This window comes from Haloplanus sp. CK5-1, assembly GCF_037201915.1.
Classification (GTDB): Archaea; Halobacteriota; Halobacteria; order Halobacteriales; family Haloferacaceae; genus Haloplanus; species Haloplanus salilacus.
This window is the reverse complement of sequence record NZ_CP147505.1, coordinates 275007-288763: the sequence shown is the minus strand read 5'-3', so window position 1 is coordinate 288763 and position 13757 is coordinate 275007. Positions and strand designations below refer to the sequence as shown.

Here is a 13757-nt window from a genome sequence, read left to right as displayed (position 1 = left end):
TGCCCCCGTTGCCGGGCTGTAGCGCGGTCAGTTCGAGACACGGTTCAGACGACGGGGTCGAGGTCGTCGTTTTCGTCGGTGATCAGGTCGTTGATCTTCTCCTCCCGAGCGGCTTGCTGCTCGGCGATCTGTTCCTGTGCGTCGACGGCCTGGTTCTGGAGCGTCTCGATCCGCGTGGCTCCCGAGACGTTCGACAGAAGGACGGCCGCCGCGAGCCGAGAGGAGTTCTCTCGCGGGTCGTCGCCGACGAGAACTTCGACCGTTCCGGCCTCCTGTTCGAGCCACTGGCGGGCGCTCTCGATCCCCTTTCGGGAGAACTCGCTCGGCGGCCCGGACAGCACGACGAGCACCCGTTCGGCGCTCGACACCTCGCACGGCAGCGTCAGGCGCGAGTTGGTCGCCCGGCGGACGAGGGACTTGATCTTCGTCGCCTGACTGGCGTCGTCCAGGGGATCCTCCTCGGCTCCGCCGCCACCCCACCGGTCCAGCAGGCCTTCGGGCTGGGCGTCGACCGCCGTGGCGGCGTAGCCGATGGAGGACACCCCGTCGGTGGCGAGCGTCCGGATGATGTCGCTGGAGTCCATCGCGTTCTCCGCGACGTCCGAGTCGTCGGTTTCACCGGCCGCCAGCAACGTCACGATACGGGCCGCCAGTTCGCGGTTCATCTCCTCGTACCCCTCTTCGATCGTCTGGTCGCGGGCGCGCCAGGCGTCGTTGTCGAAGCCGATGAAGTTGTCGACCTTGTTGACGAACGACTGGAGGGAGCGGGCGGCGTTCAGTGCGGGGCGTCCGCCTTCGTACTCGCCGGGGAGGACACCGAGCGCGTACACCGGTTCGTCGTACATGTCTTGGAGGGCGTCGATGACGACGGGGCCGCCACCGCTCCCGGTGCCGCCGCCCAGACCGGCGGCGACGAGGATGGCGTCGACGTTGTGGATCTCGATGTCGTCGAACGCGCGGCGGATCTCGTCGATGTCCGCGGACATGACCTCCGCGCCGATCTCGACGTCACCACCGACGCCGTGACCCTTCGACTTCTGGTTCGTGTCGCCGACGAGGACGCGCTGTTCTTCGGGGATGTACTCGGGCTTGGCGAGGTCCGTTCGGGCGGTGTTGATCGCGTGGACGTGTCGGCACAGGTTCCGGTTGGTTTCGGATTCGAACTCGACCATCCGGTCTACAACCTTACTTCCGGCGTTACCGACACCGATTGTTGCGAGTTTCATGACCGTCAGTCGTGTTGACTGTGTGGAAGGGTATAGTTAATTTGGTTCACTGAGGTGGTGTTGGATACGGAACGAGGCGGTCAACGGATCGAGTGGCTCACATAGACGCTGTCTCCGACCCTCCAAACTCTTAAATCGGTGGCTTCCAGTATCCGTCATATCGACACACTGGTCAGTTGTCGACGGAGATGAGAGATCACCAATGAGCAGTACGAACTTCGAGCGAGAGCGTGTCAGTATCGGCACCGACGAGGTGACGTTGGGGGAGCAACTGGGGGCGGGGGCCGAGGGTTCGGTCTACGAACTCCCCCGTTCCGACGAGGTTGCGAAGGTGTTCGAGACGGAGCGGCGGGCCGAGAAGGCTGACAAGGTGCGGGCGATGATCTCCAACCCGCCGACCGATCCGACCTACGACGATGGGGGTCGGCGGACGATCATCTGGCCGACCAGAGTCGTCGAGGATCGGTCCGGGTCGTTCCTGGGCTACACTATGCCCCGCGTGAACCTCGACGAGTACAAGGACGCCCAGCGGTACGCTCGCGAGGACCTGCAGTGGTCGTCCAGCACCCCCGAGAAGCGGTACAAGACGGCGTACAACCTGGCGATCATGGTCGACGCCATCCACAAGCAGGGCCACGCCATCGGCGACCTGAACCACCAGAACATCCTCGTCGACGACGGCTACGTCGTGCTCATCGACTGCGACGCCTTCCACATCAGCGGGGAGAACGACACGTACGGCGACGACACCTACTTCCCGCGGTACATCCCACCGGAGGGGCGCGGCGACTCGCTCGGTGCGGTCCGGAAAGCCGATCCCTTCGGACTCGGCGTCCACATCTTCCAGTTGCTGATGGAGGGCTTTCACCCGTTTCAGGCACAGGGCTCCGAGGCCACGAGCGGCGGCTTCGGCGACATGATCGAGGGCAACCAGTTTCCCTACGAGAACCCCGAACCGGACGAGTTGGAGCCACACGACCACGCACCCGACTACGACCGACTCCCGGCGGACGTCCGAGACCTGTTCGCCGACTGCTTCAGCGAAACCGCGAAGAACCAGGGATGGGGACGGCCGTCGCCGGACGACTGGGTCGACACCCTCAAGCAGGTGAGTGGTCTCTCGGAAACGGGCGGTGGTGGGACAGGGACGGGAACGGGCGGCGGCGGAACGGGATCGGACGGCGACGATGGGGACGACGACGACGACGACGACCCGTTCCGGACCTCACCACCGACCGATTCCGACGACGACGAATCCGAGTCAGCGACGGACGACGACGACGACGACCCGTTCCGGACCTCACCACCGACCGATTCCGACGACGACGAATCCGAGTCAGCGACGGACGACGACGACGACGACCCGTTCCGGACCTCACCACCGACCGATTCCGACGACGACGAACCCGAGTCAGCGACGGACGACGACGACGACGATGACCCCGTCCCGAGTACGTGGTAACTCCCCGGGAACGGCCGTGGCCGACCGTCGCTCGCCGAGAACTGTCGGCATACAGTCATATAAGACGCGATATAATTCCGGCGCATCCGACGACGGGACCGGTCACGGCGGGGAACGACCCGAACCCTTGGGCGACCCCCTCCCTGTTTCGACCAGATCGTGTCAGTAATAGTACCAGAGGATTAAAGTTACATATCACACATTGATACCAATGGAGCAAAACGATGAGTCAGGAAGAGGGTTCCGACGGCGGACTCGAGGACGTACCACCGACGGTTGAGCGGACGCCGACGGTGCTGATTCTGGACACGTCGTACTCGATGACCACGGAGACGCCGGACGGTCAGGGTGGGACGGAGTCGCGGATCGACCAGTTGAACGAGGGGTTACAGTACTTCAAGAGTGAAATCGAGGAGGAGGAGCACGCCGAGACACGCGTCGACGTCGCCGTCGTCTCGTTCGGCGGGGAGGTTACGGTGGAGCAGGACTTCTCCCCGATTCAGAACTGGGACCCGCCGACGCTGAGCCCCAGTGGCAACACCCCGATGGGGGAGGCGATCGAGAAGGCGGTGAACCTCGACGAGGACCGAAAACAGCAGTACAGGGACAACGGGTACGCGTACAACCGACCGATCATCTGGCTCCTCACGGACGGCCAACCGACGGACATGAATCCCGGGGACCAGCAGTGGCAGACGGCACAGAACCTGCTCGAGCGTGGGACCGACGAGGACCACTTCCTGTTTTTCGCGTTCGGAATCGGGGAGGAAGCGGATATGGACACGCTCGACGAGCTGGTTTCGGTGACCGACAAGGATCCCGTCGCGCTCGACGAGGGGATGTTCCAGGAACTGTTCGAAATCGTCTCGAACAGCCTCGAAAAGGAGTCACAGCCGGGCGACGGTGGCGACGTCGATCCCGGAGCACAGGTCGATACGGACAGCGACGACCAGTAGATGAGCGACGACGCTCCCCGAAGATCGAAGGTCGTCGGATGCTCGGTCAGGGGGCCCAAACACGAGGAGACCGACGAGCCGTGTCAGGACGCCTGGTGTGGCTACCGGCTCTCCGGTGGCCGATTCGTCATTGCCGTGGGCGACGGACTCGGAAGCGCGAGCCACTCCCACGAGGGGTCCGAACTGGCCACGCGCGAGGCCGCCGACGCGCTCCGTCGCTACCTGTCGGACGCCGAGACCATCGAGCGCGAGGCGTGCGGCGAGGCGATGAAAAACGCGATGGCGGAGGCGAGAGCCGCCGTCGAGGAGGAGGCGGTGAAACTCGACCAGTCGGCGTCGGAACTGAACACCACGCTGTTGACCGTCGCGGCGGGTCCCTCGGGGATGGGCGCGGCGGTGGTCGGTGACGGCGGCATCGTCAGCCACCACCAGGGCACGAACGACCTCCCGATCCCCAGGGAGATGACCGTCGTGGACACCGAGTTCGCGAACGTGACAGTTCCGCTCATGCACGACTCGTGGGAGGAGTCGTACCGGTTTGGCTACCAAGACGAGTTCGACGCCGTCGCCGTGTTCTCCGACGGTATCGACGAGTTCGTCTGGGACGGACGGGACGACGTCAAAGACGCCTTCTTCGACCAGATCTTCGACCTCGTTCGGTCGACGGACGACATGACCGACGTACAGCAGGAACTGTGCGAGTATCTGGACAACGAGCACCACCGGACCTACTCGGGCGACGACAAGACGCTGGCCATCGGTGCGCTGTCCTCGGATGTGACCGAGGATGGAACGGGGACGGAGACGGTACGGGACGTCATGGGGTCCGGCGAGCGGTCCGCCGACGACTTCGAGGGCGAGACGGTCGAATCGGACGACGGAGAGCACCTGCCGCTCGACGCGACGCTGGCTACGGGGCCGGGTGGCCACGTCTACCGCGTCGTCGAAGCCGAGACCGACGCGGTGAAGATCCTCCCGCCGGAGCGGCGGTCGGGGGGACAGGCGGAGGCGAAGATCCGGGCGATGATCGAACGACCCCCGACCGAGCGGCAGTCGTTCGCGTGGCCGACGGCGGTGGTCACGACCCCCGATGGAGGGGAGTTTCTGGGTTACCGTCTGTCGTATCCGGATGTCGACGATCCATCGAACGTCCTGGAGTGGGCGGCGTCGAGGGGCGGGATCCGGCGGGCGGCCCGCCCGTCGACCGTCGTCGGGCGGCTACTTGACGCCGTCGGCCTCCTCGACGACCGCGACGGGGCCGTCCGAGGCGGCCCGGCGGCCGAACTGGTCACCGCCGTCGACAGCCTCCACCAGCAGGGTCACGCAGTCGGAAACCTGACTCACGATCGGATACTCGTCGACGACGGCGACCTGTTTCTGACCGGGTGTGACGAGTTTCACATCGAGGGGTCCGACGGCACGTACGATGGCGACGACGCCCTGTCACGATACGCGCAACCGGAGGGATGCGAGGGACTGGAGGCGGTCCAGCGTGCGGATCGATTCGGTCTCGGCGTTCACGTGTTTCAACTCCTTACCGGTGGTCACCACCCGTTCGAGGCCCGCGGGTCCGAGGCGGCCGACGGAGGATTCGGGGAGTTGATTCGGAAGAACCCCTTTCCGTACCGCGACCCCCAGCCGGAACTGCTCGAGCCACCGAGTGATGCGGCCCCGTACTCGGCGCTCCCTACCGACTTGCGACGGCGGTTCGAGCGGTGTTTCGTCGAGGGAAAGACGCATCCACGGCTGCGACCGTCCGCGAGCGCGTGGGTGGAGGCGCTACCGGACGCGACCTCGGAGACGTAGATGCCGGAGCGATGGCCGCCGTGATGTGTAGCCCCCGACCGCGTGGGTTCGGAGCGACACCACACGTCCGCCGAGACGCCTCCAGTCGTCCGGTCTCCAACCTCCGGCGACCGTCTGGCGTCCGAGACCGACGAAGCAGGGGTACTCGCCGATGAATGCCGATGACTTCGAGGGGGAGACGGTACGCGGCCCCGCCGGGACGCTCCAGCTCGGCGCACAACTCGGTACGGGCGCGGAGGGCGCCGTGTACCGAGTGCAGGGAATCGAGTCCGAGGTCGTGAAGATATTCGAGGAGACGAAGCGGGTCGAGAAGGCCGACAAGGTGCAGGCGATGGTGGCGAACCCGCCGACAGATCCGACCCACCGGGAGCGCGACGTTCGGTCGATCGTCTGGCCGACGGCGGTCGTCGAGGATCCCTCAACCGACGCGTTTCTGGGCTACACCATGCCCCGCGTGGACCTCGACGCATACAAGAACGTCCAGCGGTACGCCCGCGAGGACATGCAGTGGTCGGACAGCGAACCGGAAACGCGGTACAAGACAGCGCTCAACGTGGCGCTCGTCTTCGAGGCCATCCACAAGCAGGGTCACGCCATCGGTGACCTGAACCACCAGAACATCCTCGTCGACGGCGGCTACGTCGCGCTCATCGACTGCGACGCCTTCCACATCAGCGGCGCGAACGACACGTACGGCGACGACACCTACTTCCCGCGGTACGCGCCCCCCGAGGGACGGGCGAGGACGCTGAGTGCGGTCCGCGAGGGTGACCGGTTCGGCCTCGGTATCCACATTTTCCAGCTGTTGATGGAGGGATTCCATCCGTTTCAGGCACAGGGTCCCGCAGCAACGACCGGTGACTTCGGCGACATGATAGAGGGGAACCGGTTCCTGTACACGGATCCTCGGCCCGAGGGGTTGGAGCCACACGACCACTCACCCGACTACGACGAACTCCCGGCGGACATCCGGGAACTGTTCGACAAGTGCTTCCACGCCGGAAAGGAGCATCCGATAGCCCGCCCCAAGGCCAGCGAGTGGACCCGCACGCTCAAAACGGTGACCGGGCTCACCGACGACGACTCGACCACGACGGCGGAAACCGAGACGCAGTCCGGCGGATCGGACCGAGACACGCGACCCCGACCCCCAGCCGGCGGTGGCGGCGGTGGCAGTGCCGGCGGTGGTGGCGGTGGCAGTGCCGGCGGTGGTGGCGGTGGCAGCGGGTCGGGCCGAGACACGCGTCCCCGACCCCCTGCCGGCGGTGGTGGCGGTGGCGGCGGTGGATCGAAGACGAGCGATCCACCGGTGACGACGTCACGACGGAGCCGACGGTCCGAGGTTGCGGGAACCGTCGTCTCGGAACTGAAACGAACGCTGCTCTACTTCGGCGGCCTACTCGTCGCGTTGCTAGCGGGGTACGTGCTCTTCGCAGCGGTGTGACGTCGCCCCGCTGCGGGCGAGGGATATATGTCGGACGCCGACGAATCGGACCGCGATGACTGACTTCGAGGGGGACCACGTCGTCGTCGGCTCCGAGGAGGCGACACTGGGTGAACGGCTGGGGATTGGGGTGGAGGGATCGGTCTACGCGCTCCCCGGTTCGGACGAGGTCGTGAAGGTGTTCGAGGAAGAGCGGCGGTCCGAGAAGGCCGACAAAGTGCGGGCGATGATCGCGAACCCGCCGACCGATACGACCCACCTCCAGAGCGATGTCCGGTCGATCGTCTGGCCGACCGGAGTCGTCGAGGATCGGTCCGGGTCGTTCCTGGGCTACACCATGCCCCGCGTGGACCTCGACCAATACAAGGACGCCCATCGGTACGCTCGCGAAGATCTGAGATGGGCGGACAGCGACCCCGAGAGACGATACGCGACGGCGCACAACTTGGCTATCGTGGTCGACGCTATCCACGAGCAAGACCACGCGATCGGCGACCTGAACCACGGTGACATCCTCGTCGACGACCGCTACGTCACGCTCATCGACTGCGACGCCTTCCACATCAGCGGTGAGGACGGCGCGTACGGCGGCGACACCTACCTCCCGCGGTACGCGCCCCTGGAGGGGCGCGGTGACTCGCTCGACGCGGCCCGCGAGGCTGACCGATTCGGCCTCGGCGTCCACATCTTCCAGTTGCTGATGGAGGGCTTTCACCCGTTTCAGGCGCAGGGTAGATGGGCCCAAAGTGGCGGCTTCGCCGACATGATAGAGAACAACCCGTTCCCCTACGAGGACCCCGAACCGGACGAGGTGGAACCACACGACGACGCACCCGACTACGACCGACTCCCGGAGAACGTCCGAGACCTGTTCGCCGACTGCTTCGACGGAAAGGCGTGCGGGTGGATACGACCGTCGCCGGACGACTGGATCGTGGCTCTCCGTCGGGCGGCCGGCCTCCTGGAACCGGACGATGGGTCTGACGATTTGCCGCCGTACTGACGCCACCAGTTACCCGACGAGGTGGACCGGCGACGTCGGTTCGGCCGTCGCCGACACACTTCGCTGACGGCGTGGCGGCTCGGGCCGAGGGGGACAAGCGTAAGGGGCCGGCGGGACAGGGACACGGACGATGGCAGAACGTGGCGACGACGTCGAGCGAACGGCGCTGTTCCGTCGGGTGTTGAGCGACGACCTGCCGGACTGGGCCGAGGAGGCGGAGGACGACCAGGGGGACGACGGCTCGGGCGGTTCGGGTGGCTCGGGTGGCTCGGGCGGCGGCGGCTCCGACTGGGTCGACGACCTGACCGGACAGGAGGAGCGGACCGACGACCCGGGTCACGACCCCGGCGAGTCGACGAGCGGCCAGCGGGCTGGATTGACGGTCACCGTCGGTCGGACCGAGTGCAAGAACTGCGGGACATCGACGGTTCGCGGCCACCACCCGGGCTGTGAGGCACCCATCATCCACCTCGGCGGGCAGTGGACGTGTGGCGAGTGTGGCAGTCGCGTCGCCCCACCGGATTCCTGTCTCGACTGCGGAGCAGCGGTCGACCGCGATCGGGTCGACATCCCGGTAGACCTGAGCCTCTCGGCGGACCGGACGGCCGTCGAGCGCACGGTCCACGAGGCGACGAACCGACGACGGACCGATCACGGCCTCGGGACGCTCGAATACAGTCACCACCTGAGCGCCATCGCCCTCCAGCACAGCCGGGACATGGCCGAGCGTGACTTCTTCTCCCACACCTCCCCCGACGGCGACGACGCCGGCGACCGATACCGTAGGTTCGAGCACGACGACCGGAGCAGCGGCGAGAACATCGCCCTCACACACCCCGACCACGGCGCATCGGTTCGTGAGGCCGCCCGGTCGGTGGTCGAGGGGTGGATGAACTCGAAGGGCCACCGGGAGAACATCCTCCGGGACCGATTCGCGAAGGAGGGCATCGGCGTCTACATCACGCCCGAAGGAGCGATGTACACGACACAGAACTTCTACTGACGCCGGGACGCCCGGCTCACAGCCGATCCATCACGTCGGTCGATCCTCCGCCCGAACCGTCGAAGTATCCGACCGCCCGGTCCAGACCCTCGATCTCCCCGTCCATCGTCTCGACCACCGGAAGCAGGACGCCGCGGTCCGCGTTGTCCAGGTACGAGAGCAGTATCTCCCGCCGTTCTTGGGAGTAGCCTTCGAATGCCTCCTCGGTCGCCACCTCGCGGAAATTCTCCCACTGCTCGGTTGCGACGCCATCGATCAGGTGGTCGGCTCCCGTGATGACGCCGATGGTCGTCAGTTCTTCGTCGCGGAACTGCTCCAGCAACTTATAGCAGTCGTTCAGGTACTTCTGCCGTCGCTCGTCGTCGTCGTCGTCGGCCGGGAACAGCAAGACGAGTACGTCCGTCTCCTGTAACGAAATCGCCAGTTCGACGTACTGTGGCGCACCCCTGACTGTATCCTCGGTGAGGTTGGTCCGGCTGTTGAGCTTCCGGTCGAGCCGCGTGAACACCTCGTCGCTGAGGACCGTCCCCGAGGTCAGCGGCGTCCACACGAGCAGGTTGGACGAGTCGACGGTGAACGACGCCGGCAGTACGCCGTCAGTATCGAGGATTTCCTCCATGGGCGTCGTCCCGCCGCCGTCGTCCCGCTTCCGAATCCGTTTCATCGCGTCGTTCGGTTCCGGCTCGTCGCCGTCTACGTCGGTGAGGAAGTGCCCGAACAGCAGCGACATGTGGCGAATCTGGGCGTCTCCATCGGGACCGACCACCATGACCTCGGTGCGGTCGCTGCCGAAGACTTCCGTCCAGAGCACGTACAGGACGGCGGCGGCGATGGCGATGTGGACGAGCGTCAGGGCGACCCGGGAGGCGCTCAGCGAGTACGCGTACCCCGCAAAAGACGGGGTCCCGCCTACGAAGCCGCCGGCCGACGCGTCGTACACCAGCGGCGACTGGTATTGCAGCTGGCTTTCGAGGCCGACGACCACGACGACCACGCCGTACAACCCTCCGACGCCGCGCGTCAGTCGGTCGGGGGACACCCCTCGCCACGTGGCCGCGGCCGCGACGCCGATACCACTCGCGACCCCGGCCAACCAGCCCCACGCCGAGACGAAGTCGACGCTCAACCAGAGGTTGACGAGTCCGACGACCGTCGCCGCGAGGAGCGCGCGCTGGACCAGCGGTTCCGGCGACCGCCACGCCGCGACGCCGAGCGCGGCGAGGGCGCCCCCGACGACGCCGAAAAAGAGCACTTCGACGCCGGCTGCCGGCCCCACGACCCGGCCCGGGAGCTCTCCGCCGATGCCGCTGACGAGGTGATACGGGAGGCCGGATCCTCGCTGCCACGCCACCGCGCCGGCCTGGCTGACGGACCACCCACCGAGCAGTAGCGCTCCACCGACCGCACTCGCGCGCCGGTCGGGGAGCGAGCCCGACCGGGCGGCCTTGAACAGCAGCGGGGCCACCGTCGTGGCGGCGCGCGGCAGGCGGAGGAGGACGGACCCGATAGCGAGCCCGACGAGGACGCTGAGGGAGGGCTGCCAGTACTGGCTCGCGACCCACGCTACGCCGGCGAACAGGACGCCGACAACGCCGACGGCGCCGATGCCTTTGAGCATCGAGAGTACGAGGGTATTCCGGGTACTCGAGCGGTAGTCGGCGTCGTCGTACACGTTCAGGTGTACCTCCCCTTCGAATATCCCGTCGGGGACGTCGGAGAACTCGCTTCGCTCGGTAGCCGGGTGGTTCAGTATCTCCTCCAAGTCAGCCACCAGCGACTTCGCGGCTTCGTTCGCGCCGTCGACCGACCCCGCGTCGGTCCCGTCTCCGCCCGAGATCCACGTCCGGAGTTCGGCGACGATCCTGTCGGTGTGTCCCCAGCCGGCCATCAGGCCGATGACGACCAGACACACGCCGACGATCTGCCAGCTCCCGATAGGGGTGGTGGCAAACGCCGGCGGTTCGACTCCCGGGACGAGGCCCAACTGGAAGGTGACCTCCGAACTCAGGGACTCGACGAGCCTCCCCACGACGCCGACGTACCAGAGGGCGACGACCGTGAGGACGGTGCCGAGGATCCCGCCGAGGCCCGTGTAGAAGGTCGTGTCCCTCGACTCCTTCTCGGCCTTTCGGGCCGGGGTGTCGAGCCGGTATCCGAGGCTCTCGACGTCCGGGACGGTCGGATCGAGGAACCCCGATTCGATCGACTCGACGAGCGCCCGCGCTCGGGCCTGCTCCCCCTCGACGAAGTCTTCGAGATCCGCCTTCGTCTCCGTGATACGCCGTCTCAACTCCTTTTTTTGCATCTCCACTTTCGTTCCGCGGGCCGGCGCCCCCGGCTCGTCCGTGGCCTCGGGGATGACCACGACGTCCGTGTCGGGGAGCGTCTCGCTCGCGCCGGCCGAGCAGATCGTCACCCGGGCGTCTTCGAGGTCGGCGATCAGTCGCTTACAGACCCGGAGCGAACTCGTGAAGTCGGGGGCGCCGAGTTGGATCGGCCCGTCCGCAGTCTCCGACTCGTCGGACGTGGCGGCCCGCAGCAACTCCTGGTCGACGGCCAGATCGACGGGTTGGACGCTCGTGAGATTCGCGTAGATGGCGGCGGTCCCCATGTCCGAGTCCGACGTCCGCCACCCCTGGCTGTCGAACGCCGATTCGAGTTCGTCCTCGAAGGCTGCCAGCAGGTCGTGGTCCGTCCCGTCGCCGTAGTAGACGCCGTAGAACTGGTTGTTCACCAACTGCTGACCGGAACCGATCGCGCCCTTGAAGTAGCAGGCGACGTGGTTTCGGCCCCCGTCGTAGTGGAAGTAGAAGCCGGCGTCCCACAGTTCCCGACTGCGCTGGCTGTACCCGTCGGGTTCTGCCTCCCGCAACCCACCCGGGGGGTACCGCATCTCGCCGCCGTTGTCGAACACGTAGAACATCTGTTACCTCCCCATCCGCTTGAACAGGAACTGCAGTCCCCGAAGCGACAGGTAGTCGTCGTCCCAGTCCATGTAGGGCCTGAACTCTCCCCCGGGGGTCGTATAGCCCGGCGGGTCCTTGGGCTCGAAGTACACCGGATAGTAGTTCTCGTAGTTCTCGGCCATGGGTTCGGACATAAAGTCGATGTCCGACCGCTGGTCCTCGATTTTGTCGTAGACGTGCCGACGGAACTGGTCCCAGTTCGGGTTGCCCTTCGGATCCTGGTGGGTGGTTTCGTCGCGGAACGTCTTGAGGAAGGCGTCCGCCATCGTCACGGTGAAAAACAGATCCTTCTCGTCCCCGTACTGCTGGATCACTTCCTTGTACACCTCGAAGAACGCGTACGTGTTCTCGTTGAATGGGACGTCCTCCGGATTCGCGTAGGTTTCACGACTGCTTAGTCTGCTTTCCAACGCACTCTTCTCCAGATGGTCCGGGAGGTCGTCGTCGTCCAGGTCGCCCACGAGTTCGTCTGCCGGGACGATGAACGCGATGGCGTCGTACTCGGCGATCATCGCCGAGAGGAGCGGCGGGATGTCCTCGGGATAGATGGTGTCGGCGTCCTTGTCGTCTGGCGAGATATTCAATTGTGTCGACTTTTTAAGTTGGGTGAGCGTCCCGAAGTCGGGGAATTCGCCGGGTTCGATGTCGTCCTTGTTCGCCCAGGACTGGTCGAACGCCACCCACGGGTTGTTCAGGTTGACCTCGGAGATGAACTCCCCCGCGTAGTCGACGGTCTGGACGCGGAGGCGTCGCTTCGGGAGCACGCCGTGTTCGTACTTGAAACTGAAGAAGTTGAACTCCCCGTGGTTGTTTGCCTCCAGCAGCGGGTCGTCGAACTCGTCACGGGCGAACGGCCTCCTGTAGGTGTGCAGTGGGCCGTTGCAGTCCGGGTCTTGGAAGGTGCTGTCCATCCGTGCCTGCTCCACGAGGCAGTGTCCCGCACCGCCCATGAACCACGTCTTGCCGGCGCGGTCGGGGCCGAGGAGGAGGACGTCCTTGTCCATCTCGTACTCGGTGAAGTCCCAGAGCGCCCAGACGAGGCCCCCCAGCATGATCAGGTAGAACACCCCCGCTGGCGCCGACGTGGGGAGTGTGCTTCCGAAACTGGTCTCGGTGACGAGGCTGACGATCGGGTTCTCGGCGACGATGAGCGGCGGTGCCCCTTCGCCCCCCGGGTTGGTCGGGCGGACGATCGGCGGCGGGTAGTCGACCGTCGCCTCGATGATACCCCAAAACGAGACGAGACCGACCACGGCGATGAGTCGGTGAAAGCCCCGCTTCAACTCGCGTTCGCCCGAGCGGAGGATGTCGAAACTGCCGAACCCGAGTCCCACGAGGAAAAAGAGGAAGCCGACGCCGATGGTCGTAGGACTCCAGACGATATCGAGGCGGTCGAGTCCGCGGATGACGACGAACATCGCGATCAGCGCGGGAGGGAGCAACAGGAGTCCCTGGATGCGCTTGTAGGCGTCGAGCCCGAAGAGCGAGGCGAGACCGACCAGGAACCCGAGCGGTGCCACGAACACTGGGCCCGGCGGACCGGGAATCGCCGCCTCGATTCCGTACATCACGTGCCAGGTCAACCCCCTCGGCCAGCCGAGCGACCACGCGTACGTCAGGATGACCGTCGTCGTCACGACGGCGAACAGCCTCACCAACAGTGTGGAGAGGTCGTCCTGATTGTAGAAGACGAACTGTCGCAGCCGCTGTCTGATTAATTTCCAGAACTCCGGTTCGTTCGCAGACATCTGACAGTACTGTGTCCCTGCGATGACGTAATAAAACCTTACACTGTTTGGTCCGGCGAGTAGGACACGTGTTACCGACGTGATAAAATTTCATTGACGTGTCAGGATGGCTGGCTTCGGGGCCTCGACGGGCGTCGGGTGTG

General features: G+C 65.7%; 9 protein-coding genes. 6 read left to right on the top strand and 3 right to left on the bottom strand.

The features are described 5' to 3' along the window. Positions 1-44 precede the first annotated feature (44 nt). Complete coding sequence (locus NBT81_RS01435; protein ID WP_338740527.1) at positions 45-1226, bottom strand: tubulin/FtsZ family protein; 1182 nt, start codon at positions 1224-1226, stop codon at positions 45-47. Between the two features lie 202 nt (positions 1227-1428). Between NBT81_RS01435 and NBT81_RS01430 the strand changes: the two genes are divergently transcribed. From NBT81_RS01430 to NBT81_RS01405, 6 genes are all read left to right on the top strand, one after another. Continuing rightward, complete coding sequence (locus NBT81_RS01430) at positions 1429-2688, top strand: hypothetical protein (protein WP_338740525.1); 1260 nt, start codon at positions 1429-1431, stop codon at positions 2686-2688. A 224-nt stretch (positions 2689-2912) separates the two neighbouring features. Beyond that, positions 2913-3644 (top strand): vWA domain-containing protein, encoded by a 732-nt coding sequence (locus NBT81_RS01425; protein WP_338740523.1) that lies wholly within the window; start codon positions 2913-2915, stop codon positions 3642-3644. Beyond that, on the top strand, positions 3645-5450 hold the full coding sequence (locus NBT81_RS01420; RefSeq protein ID WP_338740521.1) for a protein phosphatase 2C domain-containing protein: 1806 nt from the start codon (positions 3645-3647) through the stop codon (positions 5448-5450). It abuts the gene before it with no gap. Between the two features lie 151 nt (positions 5451-5601). Next, complete coding sequence (locus tag NBT81_RS01415; RefSeq protein WP_338740519.1) at positions 5602-6894, top strand: protein kinase domain-containing protein; 1293 nt, start codon at positions 5602-5604, stop codon at positions 6892-6894. A 55-nt stretch (positions 6895-6949) separates the two neighbouring features. Beyond that, positions 6950-7897, top strand: coding sequence for a hypothetical protein (locus NBT81_RS01410; protein ID WP_338740517.1), 948 nt, complete (start codon positions 6950-6952; stop codon positions 7895-7897). 130 nt (positions 7898-8027) lie between these two features. Then, complete coding sequence (locus tag NBT81_RS01405; RefSeq protein ID WP_338740515.1) at positions 8028-8900, top strand: CAP domain-containing protein; 873 nt, start codon at positions 8028-8030, stop codon at positions 8898-8900. A 16-nt stretch (positions 8901-8916) separates the two neighbouring features. Here NBT81_RS01405 and NBT81_RS01400 read toward each other — a convergent pair whose 3' ends face one another. Further along, on the bottom strand, positions 8917-11823 hold the full coding sequence (locus NBT81_RS01400; RefSeq protein WP_338740513.1) for a hypothetical protein: 2907 nt from the start codon (positions 11821-11823) through the stop codon (positions 8917-8919). Between the two features lie 3 nt (positions 11824-11826). Beyond that, entirely contained in the window at positions 11827-13614 is a 1788-nt protein-coding gene (locus NBT81_RS01395; protein WP_338740511.1) for a hypothetical protein, read from the bottom strand. Positions 13615-13757: the final 143 nt, after the last annotated feature.

Bases quoted from the DNA above. Each gene is read 5' to 3' on its own strand.
- NBT81_RS01430 (WP_338740525.1), top strand. From the start codon at position 1,429: ATGAGCAGTACGAACTTCGAGCGAGAGCGTGTCAGTATCGGCACCGAC.
- NBT81_RS01415 (WP_338740519.1), top strand. From the start codon at position 5,602: ATGAATGCCGATGACTTCGAGGGGGAGACGGTACGCGGCCCCGCCGGG.
- NBT81_RS01420 (WP_338740521.1), top strand. From the start codon at position 3,645: ATGAGCGACGACGCTCCCCGAAGATCGAAGGTCGTCGGATGCTCGGTC.
- NBT81_RS01395 (WP_338740511.1), bottom strand. From the start codon at position 13,614: ATGTCTGCGAACGAACCGGAGTTCTGGAAATTAATCAGACAGCGGCTG.
- NBT81_RS01400 (WP_338740513.1), bottom strand. From the start codon at position 11,823: ATGTTCTACGTGTTCGACAACGGCGGCGAGATGCGGTACCCCCCGGGT.
- NBT81_RS01410 (WP_338740517.1), top strand. From the start codon at position 6,950: ATGACTGACTTCGAGGGGGACCACGTCGTCGTCGGCTCCGAGGAGGCG.
- NBT81_RS01425 (WP_338740523.1), top strand. From the start codon at position 2,913: ATGAGTCAGGAAGAGGGTTCCGACGGCGGACTCGAGGACGTACCACCG.
- NBT81_RS01435 (WP_338740527.1), bottom strand. From the start codon at position 1,226: ATGAAACTCGCAACAATCGGTGTCGGTAACGCCGGAAGTAAGGTTGTA.
- NBT81_RS01405 (WP_338740515.1), top strand. From the start codon at position 8,028: ATGGCAGAACGTGGCGACGACGTCGAGCGAACGGCGCTGTTCCGTCGG.